This window comes from Sinomonas soli (assembly GCF_054782415.1).
The window spans coordinates 112,693-125,812 of the sequence record NZ_BAAGSN010000015.1 but is presented as its reverse complement, the minus strand read 5'-3'; the positions used below and the strand labels follow the sequence as shown (position 1 = coordinate 125,812).

Annotated in this window: 12 protein-coding genes; 3 read left to right on the top strand and 9 right to left on the bottom strand. The window is 72.1% G+C overall.

Features of this window, described 5'->3' with window-relative positions; all coding sequences use genetic code 11:
• Nucleotides 1-8: 8 nt before the first annotated feature.
• From ACYVKZ_RS14015 to benA, 7 genes are all read right to left on the bottom strand, one after another.
• The gene (locus ACYVKZ_RS14015) at nucleotides 9-1,112 is read right to left on the bottom strand and encodes a mandelate racemase/muconate lactonizing enzyme family protein (RefSeq protein WP_460992854.1); all 1,104 of its coding nucleotides are present in this window, start codon (nucleotides 1,110-1,112) and stop codon (nucleotides 9-11) included.
• A complete protein-coding gene (locus ACYVKZ_RS14010) occupies nucleotides 1,102-2,055 on the bottom strand; it encodes a LysR substrate-binding domain-containing protein (RefSeq protein WP_460992853.1) in 954 nt (317 codons plus the stop codon). The genes ACYVKZ_RS14015 and ACYVKZ_RS14010 overlap by 11 nt, the downstream gene beginning before the upstream one ends.
• Nucleotides 2,056-2,150: 95 nt before the next feature.
• Entirely contained in the window at nucleotides 2,151-4,979 is a 2,829-nt protein-coding gene (locus tag ACYVKZ_RS14005) for a helix-turn-helix transcriptional regulator (RefSeq protein ID WP_460992852.1), read from the bottom strand.
• 55 nt (nucleotides 4,980-5,034) lie between these two features.
• The gene (locus ACYVKZ_RS14000) at nucleotides 5,035-5,883 is read right to left on the bottom strand and encodes a 1,6-dihydroxycyclohexa-2,4-diene-1-carboxylate dehydrogenase (protein WP_460992851.1); all 849 of its coding nucleotides are present in this window, start codon (nucleotides 5,881-5,883) and stop codon (nucleotides 5,035-5,037) included.
• The gene (benC, locus tag ACYVKZ_RS13995; RefSeq protein ID WP_460992850.1) at nucleotides 5,880-6,956 is read right to left on the bottom strand and encodes a benzoate 1,2-dioxygenase electron transfer component BenC; all 1,077 of its coding nucleotides are present in this window, start codon (nucleotides 6,954-6,956) and stop codon (nucleotides 5,880-5,882) included. The genes ACYVKZ_RS14000 and benC overlap by 4 nt, the downstream gene beginning before the upstream one ends.
• A 21-nt stretch (nucleotides 6,957-6,977) precedes the next feature.
• Nucleotides 6,978-7,496 (bottom strand): benzoate 1,2-dioxygenase small subunit, encoded by a 519-nt coding sequence (benB, locus tag ACYVKZ_RS13990; protein WP_307007185.1) that lies wholly within the window; start codon nucleotides 7,494-7,496, stop codon nucleotides 6,978-6,980.
• 26 nt (nucleotides 7,497-7,522) lie between these two features.
• On the bottom strand, nucleotides 7,523-8,872 hold the full coding sequence (benA, locus tag ACYVKZ_RS13985) for a benzoate 1,2-dioxygenase large subunit (protein WP_460992848.1): 1,350 nt from the start codon (nucleotides 8,870-8,872) through the stop codon (nucleotides 7,523-7,525).
• A 256-nt stretch (nucleotides 8,873-9,128) separates the two neighbouring features.
• On the opposite strand from benA, the gene catA reads away from it, so the two are divergent.
• On the top strand, nucleotides 9,129-9,986 hold the full coding sequence (gene catA / locus ACYVKZ_RS13980; RefSeq protein ID WP_460992847.1) for a catechol 1,2-dioxygenase: 858 nt from the start codon (nucleotides 9,129-9,131) through the stop codon (nucleotides 9,984-9,986).
• A 127-nt stretch (nucleotides 9,987-10,113) separates the two neighbouring features.
• Nucleotides 10,114-10,401 (top strand): hypothetical protein, encoded by a 288-nt coding sequence (locus tag ACYVKZ_RS13975; RefSeq protein ID WP_460992846.1) that lies wholly within the window; start codon nucleotides 10,114-10,116, stop codon nucleotides 10,399-10,401.
• Here ACYVKZ_RS13975 and ACYVKZ_RS13970 read toward each other — a convergent pair.
• Nucleotides 10,398-11,138 (bottom strand): sigma-70 family RNA polymerase sigma factor, encoded by a 741-nt coding sequence (locus ACYVKZ_RS13970; RefSeq protein ID WP_460992845.1) that lies wholly within the window; start codon nucleotides 11,136-11,138, stop codon nucleotides 10,398-10,400. The two genes, ACYVKZ_RS13975 and ACYVKZ_RS13970, sit on opposite strands and share 4 nt — an antisense overlap.
• A 254-nt stretch (nucleotides 11,139-11,392) precedes the next feature.
• Here ACYVKZ_RS13970 and ACYVKZ_RS13965 point away from each other — a divergent pair, with 254 nt between their 5' ends.
• Nucleotides 11,393-12,457, top strand: a complete 1,065-nt coding sequence (locus ACYVKZ_RS13965) for a sodium:calcium antiporter (protein ID WP_460992844.1) — start codon at nucleotides 11,393-11,395, stop codon at nucleotides 12,455-12,457.
• Nucleotides 12,458-12,519: 62 nt separating this feature from the next.
• Here ACYVKZ_RS13965 and ACYVKZ_RS13960 read toward each other — a convergent pair whose 3' ends face one another.
• Nucleotides 12,520-13,068, bottom strand: a complete 549-nt coding sequence (locus tag ACYVKZ_RS13960) for a TetR/AcrR family transcriptional regulator (RefSeq protein ID WP_460992843.1) — start codon at nucleotides 13,066-13,068, stop codon at nucleotides 12,520-12,522.
• Nucleotides 13,069-13,120: the final 52 nt, after the last annotated feature.

The window sequence follows — 13,120 nt, the reverse complement described above, 5'->3', positions numbered from 1 at the left end:
GGAGCCTCCTAGGCGTCTTGGCGGTAGCGGGCCAGCTTGGCCTCGTCGAGCTCGGCGCCCACGCCGGGCACCTCGCGGGCCCGCAGGGAGCCGTCGCGGATCTCGAGCGGCTCGGCGAGGAGGTCGTCGGCCATGTCGAGGAAGTTGGAGAGCTCACCGGCGCGGCGCTGGCTCGCCTCGTGGGCGGCACCGAAGGCCACGGTGGCGAGCGAGCCGATCTGGGTGTCGATCTGGTTGCCCATGGTGACGTCGACGCCGAGGCCCGTGCAGAGGCCGAGGATCTCGGTGGCCTGGGTGAACCCGCTGCGGGCGGTCTTGATGCAGATCGCCGTGCAGCCCCCGGAGAGCAGCTCCCGGGAGGCGTCCCCGGGCGTGGGGACGGACTCGTCGCCCACGATCGGGATGGCCGAATGCTGCACGAGCCGCCGGCGGCCCAGCGCCTCGGCCGCGTCGCACGGCTCCTCGAGCGCGCTCAGGCCCATCCCCTCCGTGCGGCGCAGCACCTCCATCGCCTCGTTCGCCGTCCACCCGCGGTTGGCGTCGAGGTAGATCTCCACCTCGTCCCCGAGTCCCTCCCGCAGCACGCGCACGGCGTCGACGTCGAGGGCGAGGGGGCGGCGGCCGGTCTTGAGCTTGAAGGTGGTGACCCCGTAGTGCTCGCGGAAGCGCTGGGCCTCCTCGAGCAGCTCGGGGGCGGGCCGGAAGCCGAGCATGTGGGAGACGCGCATGCCGTCCGCGTACCCGCCCAGGAGCCGGTGCACGGGGACCCCGAGGGACTTCCCCACGAGGTCCCACAGGGCGATGTCCACGGCACCCTTGGCGGTGGCGTTGTTGACGGTCCGCGCCAGGATCCGCTGCGCCTTCTCCCGGTCCAGGGGGTCCAGGCCCACGAGCTGCGGCGCGAACAGGTCCCGCACCGCGGCGATGATGGACGCCTGCGTCTCGCCGTAGGTGTACGGGCGCGGCGGGGCGTCGGCGACGCCCACGAGTCCGTCGTCGGTGTGGACGCGGATCAGGACGTGCTCGGCGGCGTGCACCTCCCCGCTCGCGAACCGCAGCGGGTGGGTGTAGGGGATCGAGTAGGGGATGGCCTCGATGCGCTCAATCTTCACGCGCGGCCTCCTTCTGCAGTGGGGAGCGGACGACGGCGAGTGGGCGGGGTCCGCGCGGACCCCGCCCGGCTGCCGGGACGGTGTCGAACAGTTCGAGGAACCGGTGCACGAGGGGCGACTGCTCCCCCGCGCGCCATGCGACCGCGAGGTCGATGCTGGGGGCGTTGCGCACCGGGCGGAACACGATGCCGGCGAACGCGAAGGCGGGCGATTCCATCGGCACGAGGGCCATGCCCATGCCGGCGGCGACGAGCGAGAGCAGGGTGGACGTCTCGGCGGCCTCCTGCATGACCCGCGGGGTGAAGCCCTCGTCCCGGCAGGCCTGCCGGAAGGTCCTCGTGACCACGGAGTCGGAGGGGTAGCCCACGAAGGCCTCCTCGGCGAGCTCGGCCAAGTCGAGCTCGGGGCGCTGGGCGAGCGGGGAGCCGGCGGGCAGCGCGGCGACGAGCCGGTCCTGCTCCAGGGGGGCGAGGTCGAGCTCGGGCGAGCTGACGGGCGGGCGGAGGACCGCGACGTCGAGCCTTCCCTCCTCGAGGTCCAGGGCCATCTGGGGGGTGAGCATCTCGCCGCGCACGGTCAGCTTGAGGCGGGGCAGGTGGGTCCGGGCCTTCGCCACGAGCGCCGGGAGGAGGCGGTAGGTCGCCGAGCCGGAGAGGCCGATCCTGAGGACCCCGGCGGCGCCGGCGCCGACCTCGGCGACGTCCGATTCGAGCTCCTCGAGGTCCTGGAGGATGCGGCGGCCGCGGTCGAGGAGGAGCTGGCCGGCGGCCGTGAGCTCGACCTTGCGCGTGGTCCGTTCGAACAGCTGGGTGCCGAGCTGCTCCTCGAGCTGCCTGATCTGCTGGGACAGGGGCGGCTGGGCCATGTGCAGGCGCTGCGCCGCGCGCCCGAAGTGGCGCTCCTCGGCGACGGCGACGAAGTACCGCAGGTGCCTGGTCTCCATTGCTCTCCTCGTCGCGCCGCGGGGCGCCTCGTCGGCCCGCCCCTCCCCCTCAGGTTAGGACGACTGTTCTGTCAGGAGAAATACCCAATCACGGCTCATTGAGACTGGCCGAATATTGATCGATCCGGAGCGGCGTGCGGCTCCCGCCGGTACAGGGCCGCGAGTTCCGAGCGGGACCCGATCCCGAGCTTCGCGTAGATCCGAGTGAGGTGGTACTGGACGGTCTTGACCGAGACGAACAGCTCGCGCGCCGCCTCGCGGTTGCTGTGACCGGCGGCCACGAGGCGCGCCACCGCTTCCTCCTGGGACGTGAAGGCCGCCGGTGCGGGGGCGTACGGGTCCGGCGCGGCGGCCTCGGACGTCCCGGCGGCCCCCGGGCGGGTGCGGAAGGCTCCGGTGCCGGCCGCCTGCAGCTCCCGCTCGCACCGGGCCACGTAGACGCTCGCGCCCAGCGCGGCGAAGGCGTCCCTCGCGGCGGCGAGGACGGCGGTGGCGTCCCGGCGCCGCCCGGCGCGCCGCAGCGTCTGACCGTAGGCGAAGCGGACCCGCGCGACGCCCCAGGGGAAGGTCAGGCCCTCGAGGGCCGCGAGCGCCGCCTCGAAGACCCGGACCGCGTCGTCGGCCTCGCCGCGGGCACCGAGGAGGCGGCCGCGCACGGAGGCGAGGCGCGCCGTGGTGCTCCGGTGCCCCGCCGCCCGGGCGGCCTCCTCGAGCGGCGTGAGGAAGGCATCCGCCGCCCCGAGGTCGCCGACCATGACGAGGGCATTCGCATACGCGTCCTGCCACGGCCAGAATCCGGGCTCGTCGAGCCCCGGCGGGCGGTCGGCGACGATCGGCGCGTAGGCGCGGAGCACGCCGGCGTAGTCGCCGGCGCTCTCGTCCACGGCCGCGGCAGCCATGGCCGCGGCCGCCCGCATCACGGGGTAGGCCTCGGGGCCGCACTGGGCGAGGGCGCTCTGCTGCGCCGCCACTGTGCGCTGCCCGCGCAGGGCGCTGATCTGGGCGACGGTAAGGTGCAGGAGCGGTGAGACGAGGTCCATCCCCACGGGGCCATCGAGGGCGAGCCCGGTGCGCGCCGTCGTGAGCGCATCGTCCCAGCGGCCCACGGCGAATTCGGCCCGGGCCAGCCAGGCATGGGCCCAGAGGCCGATGCGCAGGGATCCGGGCCGCGGTGCGGGCGCGATCGCGGCGCGCAGCTCGAGCCGGGCGGTGTCGAGGTCATCCAGGGCGAGGGCGAGCCAGCCCCTGCCCAGGTGCAGGCGCTGGTCGCGGGCGGCGAGGTGCGGGGAGGCGGAGAGCTCATCGTAGGCGCGGCGGGCCTCGTCGCGGCGGCCCAGGGACCCGAGGGCGAGCCCCAGCATGGCGCGGGCCTCGATGCCCGCTGAGCTGTCCGGGCCGGCGAGCCGCACCGCGGCTTCGGTCCACGCGAGCATGGCGTGGCCGTCCCAGTTCCCGAGCGCGTCGAGGACCCGGTACTGGGCGATGCGTGCGGACAGGTCGGCGGAGGCGGTCGGCGGCCGGGTCTCCCAGGCGCGCTCCAGCAGCACGCCCGCCCGGCGCGCCTGGCCCGTGTGGATCGCATGGTAGGCCAGCGCGGCGTCGCGTCCGGCACTCTGCGGGAGCGACTCGATCTGGCGGGCCAGGGGGGCGGCGCGGGCGAGGTCGCCGGCGCCCACCATCGCCTCCGCCGCCCGCACGAGCCGGTCCTCGCGCAGCGCGGGGTCCACGTGGAGCCTCGCGGCCGCGACGAGGGCATCCGCGGCGGCGCCCCAGTCGCCGTCGGCCGCCTCTGCCTCGGCGAGGCCGTCCACGGTGGCCGCGAGGGCGGCGTCGGGCAGGGCTGCGGCGGCCACTAGGTGGCGGACCCGCTCGGCCGTCCCGGCGGCGGCCTCCGCGGCGCGGGCGTGGAGGCCGGCACGCCGCTGCGGGCCGAGGGCGTCGTGGACGGCCTCGAGGGCGAGCGGATCCGCCGCCTCGAGCCGCAGGGCACCGTCCTCCCGGCGGACCGTGAGGAGTCCGGCGGCCCAGGCGGCGTCGGCGGCGGCGAGGAGGGCGGCGTCGTCCGGCAGCCCGCTCAGCCTCGCGGCCTCGGCCGCGCCGACCGCCCCGCCCAGGACGCTCATCGCCTCGACCAGGGCGCGGGCCGGGGGTGGAAGGGCCGCGAGCGCGGCGGCGGTCCGGGTGGCGAGGGACCGCACGACGCCGCGCGGCCCCTCCGCGGCGAATCCCGCCTCCCCGAGCTCCTCCACTCCCTCCGCGAGGGACGTCACAGCCAGGCCGGGGTTCCCGCGGGTCACGCGCCAGAGGGCCTCGAGTGCTGCGGGAGCGAGGCCTGTGCCGAGCCGGGCCTCGGCGAGCTCGCGGAGGCCCTCGCGGGTGAGGGGCCCCAGCCGCAGCCGGCGGGCGCCCACCGCATCGGCGAACACCGCCGCCGCGCTGTCCGGCCGGGTGCCCGCGGCGGTGCACGTGGCCAGGACCGGGAGGGGACCGGGGGCGCGCCGCAGCGCAAAGGCGAGGGCCTCGAGGGAGAGCGCGTCGGCGTGCTCGATGCCGTCGAGCAGCACGAGGAGGGGACCCCGGGCCGCGAGGGCCCCGAGATGTTCCAGTGCCGCGCGGCCGGCGGGGAGCCACTCGGGCTGTCCGCCGGCGTGCTGCGGCGGCTCGGCTGCCGGCCCCGGCCCGTCCTGGCCGGGCGCGATGCCGAGCTGGGCGAGCACGCCTCCCGCCAGCGACTCCTCCCAGGGAGTCGCGGACGCCCGGAGGAGCGTGGCCCCGGTGCGGCGGGCGGCGGACGCGCGGGCCAGCGCGGTGGCGCCCACGCCCGGCGGGCCCTCGATGACCACGCAGCGGCCGGCGGCCAGGAGGCTGTCCAGCTCGGTCAGCTCCCGGTCGCGCGCAACCACGTCCTCGTGGGGATTCAGCATGCCTATGAGGCTAGCGCGGACCCCGCGGGGGCGCCGGGGGCGGCGTCCGGCCGGGCTAGCCCAGGTCTCCCCCGGCCACGGGCAGGACGGTGCCCGTGATGTACGAGGCCTCGTCCGAGGCGAGGAAGCAGATGGCTGCGGCCTGCTCGGCGAGCGTGCCGTACCGCTTCATCAGCGAGGACTCGACCGTCTGGTCCACGATCTGCTGGTACCACTCCTTCTCCTGCTCGGAGGCGGGGAGCGGTCCGCGCTGCACGGCGCGGGGCGGCGCCTCGGTCCCGCCCGGGGCGGTCGCGACGACCCGCACGCCGTGCGGGGCCGCCTCGAGCGCGAGCGCGGTGGTGATGGCGCGGACCCCGCCCTTGGCGGCGGCATACGGGACGCGGTTGACGCCGCGGGTGGCCACCGAGGAGACGTTGACCAGGGTCCCGGAGCCCTGGCCGATGAGGTGCGGCAGGGCGGCCCGGCACATCCACAGCGTGGGGAACAGGGAGCGGCGCACCTCCTTCTCGATCTCCTCGGGGGTGTAGTGCTCGTAGGGCTTGGCCCAGATCGTCCCGCCCACGTTGTTGATGACGACGTCGATGCGCCCCGCCGCGGCGACGGCGGCCTCGACGGCCGCCAGCGCGCCGTCGAACGTCTCGAGGTCCGCGGTGACGGAGTGCGCGGTGCCGCCCCCCTTGACGGCACCGCGCACGCCTTCCGCGACCTCGTGCACGAGGTCCGCGCGGTCCACGAGGGTGACCTCGCCACCCTCGGCCGCGATCCTCTCGGCCACGGCCCGGCCGATCCCCTGGGCCGCTCCAGTGACCACCACGGCCTTGCCGGCGAACCGCCCGGCGTGGATGGACGGGGCGGGGGCCTCGGCGGCGGCTGCCGTAGCTGCGCGCGCTGCAGTGCTCACGCCGCGCCCGCCCCCGCGAGGGCCGGGGCGGCCGCGCCGACCGCGAACCGCTCGTAGTAGAAGTTCGTCGGCTCGATGCCCTCGGCGTCGAAGTAGCGGCGCACGGCGTCGACCATCGCCGGCGGCCCGCACAGGTAGACGTCCACGTCGCCGTCGTTGAGGTGCTCGGGCAGCAGGTGCTGGGTGACGTAGCCCTTGCGCGGGTGCTGCGACTCGGCGTCGGCCACGATCGTGCTGAAGGTGAAGCCGGGGATCGTCGCCGCGTAGCGCTCGAGGGCCTCGACCTCCACGAGGTCCTTGTCCCACGTCGCGCCGTAGGCGAGGTGGATCGGGAACGCGGGGACGGTGCTGTTCGGTGCCGAGGCGGACGCCGCCACGGAGAGCTTCTCGAGCATGGCCAGCTGGGGGGCGATCCCGGTGCCGCCGGCGAGCATGAGCACGGGGCGCTTGACGTCCCGGAGGAAGAAGCTGCCCTTGGGGCCCTCGAGCGTCAGGGCGTCGCCCTCGGCGGCCCGCTCCTTGAGGTAGGTGGTCATCGCGCCGTCCGGCGCGGTGCGGACCAGGAAGGTGAGCTGCTCGGCGTCGGGCCCGCTCGAGAAGGAGTAGCTGCGCTCCTGGGCGGTGCCCGGGACCTGGACATTCATGTACTGGCCGGGCAGGTAGGCCAGCTTCTCGCGGTCCTCGACGGCGAGGGTCAGGCCCGCGGTGTTGTCGGCGTACCAGTGGAGCTTGACGATGGTCGCCTGGAACGTGCCGATGCCGCTCTTGGCCATCTCGGCCGTGCCGGAGATGCGCAGGACGAGGTCGCTCTCGGGGGTCATCTGGCACGGGAGGCAGTAGCCTGCCTCGGCCTCGTCGTCGCTCAGCGCGTCCTCGATGTAGTCGCCGCCGTCGTACTTTCCGCTCTCGCAGAAGGCCTTGCACGTGCCGCACGCGCCGTCGCGGCAGTCCAGGGGGATGTTGATCCGGGCGCTGTAGGAGGCATCGGCGACCGTCTGGCCGGATGCAACCGTGATGAAGCGGGTGACGCCGTCCTCGAAGGCGAGGGCAACGGAGTGGTTCGTGTCAGTCATGGAGTCCTCCTGAAGGCCTTCTCAGATGTGGTAGATGTCCACGACGTGGTGGATGTAGTCGTTCTTGAGGACGACCTTCTTCTTGGTGATGACCGGCTGGGTGCCGGAGAAGTCGATCGTGTAGAACGAGACTCCGAAGTAGGTGTCCACCGTGTTGTAGCGGTAGTAGAGGGTGAACCAGTTGAAGCGGACGTCGACGACGTCGCCCTCCTGGCGCAGGATCTCGACGTTGGTGATGTTGTGCCCGGTGCGCGGGTCGGGCAGGCTCGTGGCGCCGGAGCGCTCGGTCTTGATGCGGAAGACGCGGTCTTCGAGGCCGCCGCGGTTGGGGTAGTAGATGAGCGAGATCTCGCGCTGCGGGTCCTCGGTGAGCGTGTCGTCGTCGGCCCAGGCGGGCATCCAGAATTCGGCCTCCGGGTGGTAGCAGTCCACCCAGCGGTCGAACTCGCGGTCGTCGAGGAAGCTGGCCTCGCGGTAGAGGAACTGGCGGACGTCCTCGAGCCCGATGGTCCCGGGCACAATCGTGGTCATCAGCGTCATGGGGTTCTCCTTCTGGTGCCTGCGGGTCAGTTGGACTCGGCGTCGACGGCGGCGCGCATGCGCTCGCGCCAGTAGCCGTGCTGGATCGGGTAGAGTCCCTCGTCCTCGGTCCTGACGCCGCTCGAGATCGGGTTCAGGCCCAGGCCCTTGGCCGTCTCGTCGGGCCCGGTGATCTGGTGGGCGGCGCCGCGGCTCATGTCGTTCCACGGGGCGGCGGTGGCGAGATAGGTCTTCTGGCAGGAGCGGAACTCCTCGAGGTCGTCCGGGGTGGCCATGCCGGTGGCGTTGAAGAAGTCCTCGTACTGGCGGATGCGGTTCGCGCGGGCCTCGGCCGACTCGCCCTTGGGGGCGATGCAGTAGATGGTCACCTCGGTCTTGTCCACGGAGATCGGGCGGAAGTGCCGGATCTGCGAGCTGAACTGGTCCATGAGGTAGACGTTGGGGTAGAGGCACAGGTTCCGGGAGGCGCCGATCATGAACTCCGCGCGCTCGGCCCCGAACTGCTCGGTCCACTCCTCGCGCTTGTCGAAGTTCGGGCGGTCCTGCGGGTTGCCCCACCACATCCACAGCAGGAGGTGGCCGTGCTCGAACGAGTAGTAGCCGCCGCCCTGCTTGCCCCACGTGCCGGCATCCATGGCCTTGGTCTCGTTGGCCGATTCCCCGGTGCCGCGGCGGGCGGTGGTCGCGGCGTAGTTCCAGTGGGTTGCGGAGACGTGGTAGCCGTCGGCGCCGTTCTCGGCCTGGACCTTCCAGTTGCCGTCATAGGTGTAGGTCGAGGCGCCGCGCAGCACTTCGAGGCCCTCCGGCGACTGGTCCACGATGAGGTCGATGACCTTTGCGGCCTCGCCGAGATGCTCTGCGAGGGGCTTCACCTCCGGGTTGATGCTGCCGAAGAGGAATCCGCGGTAGCTCTCGAACCGGGCCACCTTGGTGAGGTCGTGCGAGCCCTCCGTGTTGAACTGCTCCGGGTAGCCGGCCCCCTTGGAGTCCTTGACCTTGAGCAGCTTGCCGTTGTTCGAGAACGTCCACCCGTGGAAGGGGCACGTGAAGGTGGTGCGGTTGTCCGTCTTGCGGCGGCACAGCATGGCCCCGCGGTGGCTGCACGCGTTGATGTGGGCATGCAGCTCGCCGTCCTTGGCCCGCGAGATGACGACCGGCTGGCGGCCGATGTACGTGGTGAAGTAGTCCCCGACGTTGGGGATCTGGCTCTCGTGGGCCAGGTAGACCCAGTTGCCCTCGAAGATGTACTTCATCTCGAGCTCGAACAGCTCCTCGTCGGTGAAGATGCTGCGCTTGGCGCGGTAGGTGCCGGTCGATGCGTCCTCGATGAGCGCGTCGGAGAGCTGGTCGCGGACGTGGTCCAGAGCTTCCGTCATGGTTTCCTCCCTCTGCCTTCTGGCTGCCCACGACGTCCTCGTTGCGGGCTTGATCGATCCTTCCAAGGAGTGGGGTGGATCACACCGGGGTTTTGCCTAGGGTCGGCCAAGGGTGCTTTTGAAACGTTGGGGATATCAATTCAATGGAACTAGGTATTTGTGTCGACGCAATGGCGGCTCGTAGCGTGAAGGCCAAGGCGAGCCCCTGTGCCGCACATCACCACTTTTCCAAGGCACATCATCGAGGAGGATGACCATGAGCCAGACCCTGAGCGAATTCGACGCGAAGGCTGCCGAATCGGGCAGCAAGGCCACCGAGCGCTTCAAGGAGAGCGGCAAGCGCAACCGCCTGGAGGTCCCGAAGGAGCGCGTCTCGCTCCTGGCCCGCGAGGTCCTCGAGGCCGTCTACGCCACGATCCGCGAGCACAAGGTGACCTACGACGAGTACAACGCCCTCAAGGAGTGGCTCATCGGCGTGGGCGAGGACGGCGAGTGGCCGCTCTTCCTCGACGTGTGGGTCGAGCACGTGGTCGAGGAGGTCGCCACCGAGGACCGCAAGGGCTCCAAGGGCACGATCGAGGGCCCCTACTACGTCCCGAACTCCCCCGAGGAGCCCACGCCGGCCCGCCTGCCGCGCCGGGACGACGAGCCCGGCACCGAGCTGACCTGGAAGGGCCAGATCCGAGGCCTCGACGGCAAGGGCCTGCCCGGCAAGGTGGAGATCTGGCACGCCGACGGTGCCGGCTTCTACTCGCAGTACGCCCCGGGCCTGCCCGAGTGGAACCTGCGCGGAACGGTGCTGGCCGACGAGGACGGCACCTTCGAGATCCAGACCATGCGTCCCGCGCCGTACCAGATCCCCACCGACGGTGCATGCGGCAAGCTCATCGCCGCGGCCGGCTGGCACGCGTGGCGGCCCGCCCACATCCACGTGAAGGTCTCGGCGCCCGGGCACCAGCAGATCACGGCACAGCTGTACTTCCCGGGCGACGCGCACAACGACGACGACATCGCCTCGGCGGTCAAGCCCGAGCTCATCCTCGATCCCAGGCCGGCAGCGGACGGCCACGGCGAGGAGATGGTCTACGACTTCGTCCTCGATCCCGAGGACTGACCCGTCCCGGTCAGGCAGGCCGACGTGCCCGCCCTGCGCGACGCGCGGGGCGGGCACCGCCGCCTGTCCGCAACCGATTCGAGCGCTCTCGGTTTCCCCGTCCTGCCGGCCGGGTATGTTCACAGGCATGCCCCTCCCCGACACGGCCTCGTCGCTGCACGTGACGATGCTCGAGATGATCCCCGAGGCCCGCAGGCGCGGGATGTCCCACGGCACGTACTCGCTGGGGGCCTGCGAGCTGCTCCTTCAGATCCATGCCCCAGCGGGCGAAGAGGTCGGATCGCGGTGCGGGGACTGCCTCGAGCGCTGGCCCTGCACCACCGTGCTGGCCATCCTCGGCGGCCTCGGACGCTCCGCTGAGCCGCGGGTCCGGCTCGTGGGCCGCCACTCGGGCGGGCCCGGACGGCCGGCCTAGGCGCCTCCCCACTCCGAGGCGTCGACGCCCACGCGCGGGCGCAGCCTCGTGAACAGCCGGTTCAGGCAGCGCGAAACATTCATCTGGTTGGTCCCCAGCCGGCGCGCGATCTCTGCCTGGGTCAGCTCCAGGCCGAAGCGCAGGCGGAGGAGCTCGAGGTCCTCGGGCGAGGCGTCTGCGAGGGCGGCGGCCACGGTCTGGGCGGCTTCCACCTGGGCGAATCCGGGGTCCTCGCAGGCCGCGATCCTCAGGGGCGGCCCCTCGGCGCCCTCCTCCTCCCGATCGAGTACCTCGATTGACGGTGCCATCCTGGCGGAGTCCGCGACGTTCGCCTCGATGATCCTCTCCACGGAGACGTGCATCTCGTCCGCCACCTCCTGCGTCGTTGGCTCGCGGCCCAGCCGCTGCTGGAGCCGGGGCGTGACGGAGCGGATCCTGAGCCGCAGGTCCAGGACAGCACGGGGCGGCCTGACCATCCAGCTCTGGTCCCGCAGGTAGTGCTTGATCTCCCCCTCGATGCTCACCACCGCGTAGGGCACGAAGCCGTGGCCCAGGTCCTCGCGGTATCTCCTCGCAGCCTTCACCAGAGCCAGCCGGGCCACCTGGCGCAGATCCTCCTGGTCATGGGTCGGGCACCTGAACCGGTTGGCCAGCGCATCGGCGAGCCCCACGTACTCGGCCGCGAGGTCAGTGGACCCCTCGGCGGCCTGTCGGGGCGGATTACGGGTGCTCTTCATGCCGGACCTCCTTGTCGGATGACGCCGATCAGATCGTGGCGGCAGGGGAAGCAGGAGCCCTCACGCGCCTGCGGCGTCTCCGCCTGTCTCCCAGGCGAGTCCAGCCGCAGCGGTGCCGGTCCGCTTTAGCCGTGATGTTAGGGCAACGATTGCGTCTATGCAATTGTTTGGCTCGCGCAATGAGCGGGAAGGAGGGCAGGCGTCGGCCCGGTGGCTCTCCTGCCCCAGGGCCTCAGAGGCGAGGAGGATCACGGATGTCATCATGGCCGGTCTGGGCGCTCCTGCTGCTCTTCGTCGCCGCAGCCGCGGTGGTCTGGGTAGCGGGCATCCAGCTCTCGAAGCAGACCGACGTCCTCGACGCACGGCTGCACCTCGGCTCGGCACTCGGCGGCCTGATCCTGCTCGCCCTCGCCACCAACCTGCCCGAGATCGCCATCACGGTCAGCGCGGCACTCTCGGGCAACCTGGGCGTCGCCGTCGGCAATATCCTCGGTGGCATTGCGGTCCAGACCGTGGTCCTCGTTGTCCTGGATGCCTTCGGCACGCGGAAAGGGGAACCCCTTATGTACCGGGCGTCCTCCCTGACGCTCGTCATCGAGGCCGTCACCGTCGTGGGGGTCCTGGGAGTCGTCGTCGCCGGCAGCCAGATGCCCTCGAGCCTGGTGGCCTTCCGCCTGACCCCCGCCGCCGTCCTGATCACGGCCGTCTGGGTCGTCGGCCTCCTCGCCGTCCAGCGCAGCCAGAAGGGCCTGCCGTGGCACGAGCAGGGCAACGCCCCGGGGTCCCAGGCCGAGCCGAAGGGGCACAGCAAGGACTCCGGGGACGGCAGCAAGGGCGCCAAGGTCAGCACAGGCCGCGCCGCCCTCATCTTCACCGTGGCAGCCGTGGCCACGCTCCTCGCGGGCGTCGCACTCGAGCGGAGCGGCGACGCGATCGCCGGTCACATCGGGCTCTCGGGTGTCCTGTTCGGCGCCACGATCCTGGCGGTGGCCACCTCCCTGCCCGAGATCTCCACCGGCCTGGCGTCCGTCAAGCAGCGCGACTACAGACTTGCCGTCAGCGACATCTTCGGCGGAAATGCCTTCCTGCCCGTGCTCTTCCTCGTCGCAGTGCTCATCTCGGGCCAGCCGGTGCTGCCCCAGGCCCACAACACCGACATCTACCTCACCGCCCTGGCCATCCTGCTCACGCTCGTCTACGTCATGAGCCTGATCTTCCGCCCGAAACGGCGGATCGCTGGCATGGGGGCAGACTCGTTCATCGTGCTGGTCCTCTACCTGGCGGGCGTGGTAGGGCTCTTCGCCGTCGCCTCCGGATAGGACCACGCCGGGGCGCGGACCGCCCTGCGGGGGCCAAGAATGCTGGAGTGCCCGCTTGTGGGCTAGCCGAAGAGGCGGCCGACCAGTCTGGGGGCGAGCTCCGGGGACAGGTCGCCCGGCTCGAAGAGGATGCGGTAGACGATCGGCGCGAGCACCACGTCGAGGACATCCTCGAGTTCCGGGGCCGTCTCGCCACGCTGGCGCGCGCGCCCGAGCATGGTCTCGACCCGCTCCCGGGCGTAGGCGCCCCCGCGGAGGGCGCTGGCACCGTCGGTGCCGCCGGAGACCATGTCGCGCATGAACTTCCGTCCGGTAGGGGAAGCGGCCTCCTCGATGTACTCCTCGGCCCAGGCCGTGAGGTCCCCGCGCACCGAGCCCGTGTCCGGGGGGCCCTGGGGCCGGAGCCTGGCAACGGCCACGTCGGCGAACAGCCCGCCGAGGTCTCCCCACCGGCGGTAGATCGTCGAGGGCGCAACGCCGGCCCTGGCTGCGATCCGGGGCACGGTGATGGCATCGCCGCCCTCCTCTGCCTGCAGGGCGCGCACCGCCTCATGGACGGCCTGCTGAACACGGGCGGCGCGGCCGCCTGGACGGGGATCGGGGGTGGGCACCCCTCAGCATAACGCGAATATTTTGCGTTCTAGCGAAGGGGGGCTACGCTCA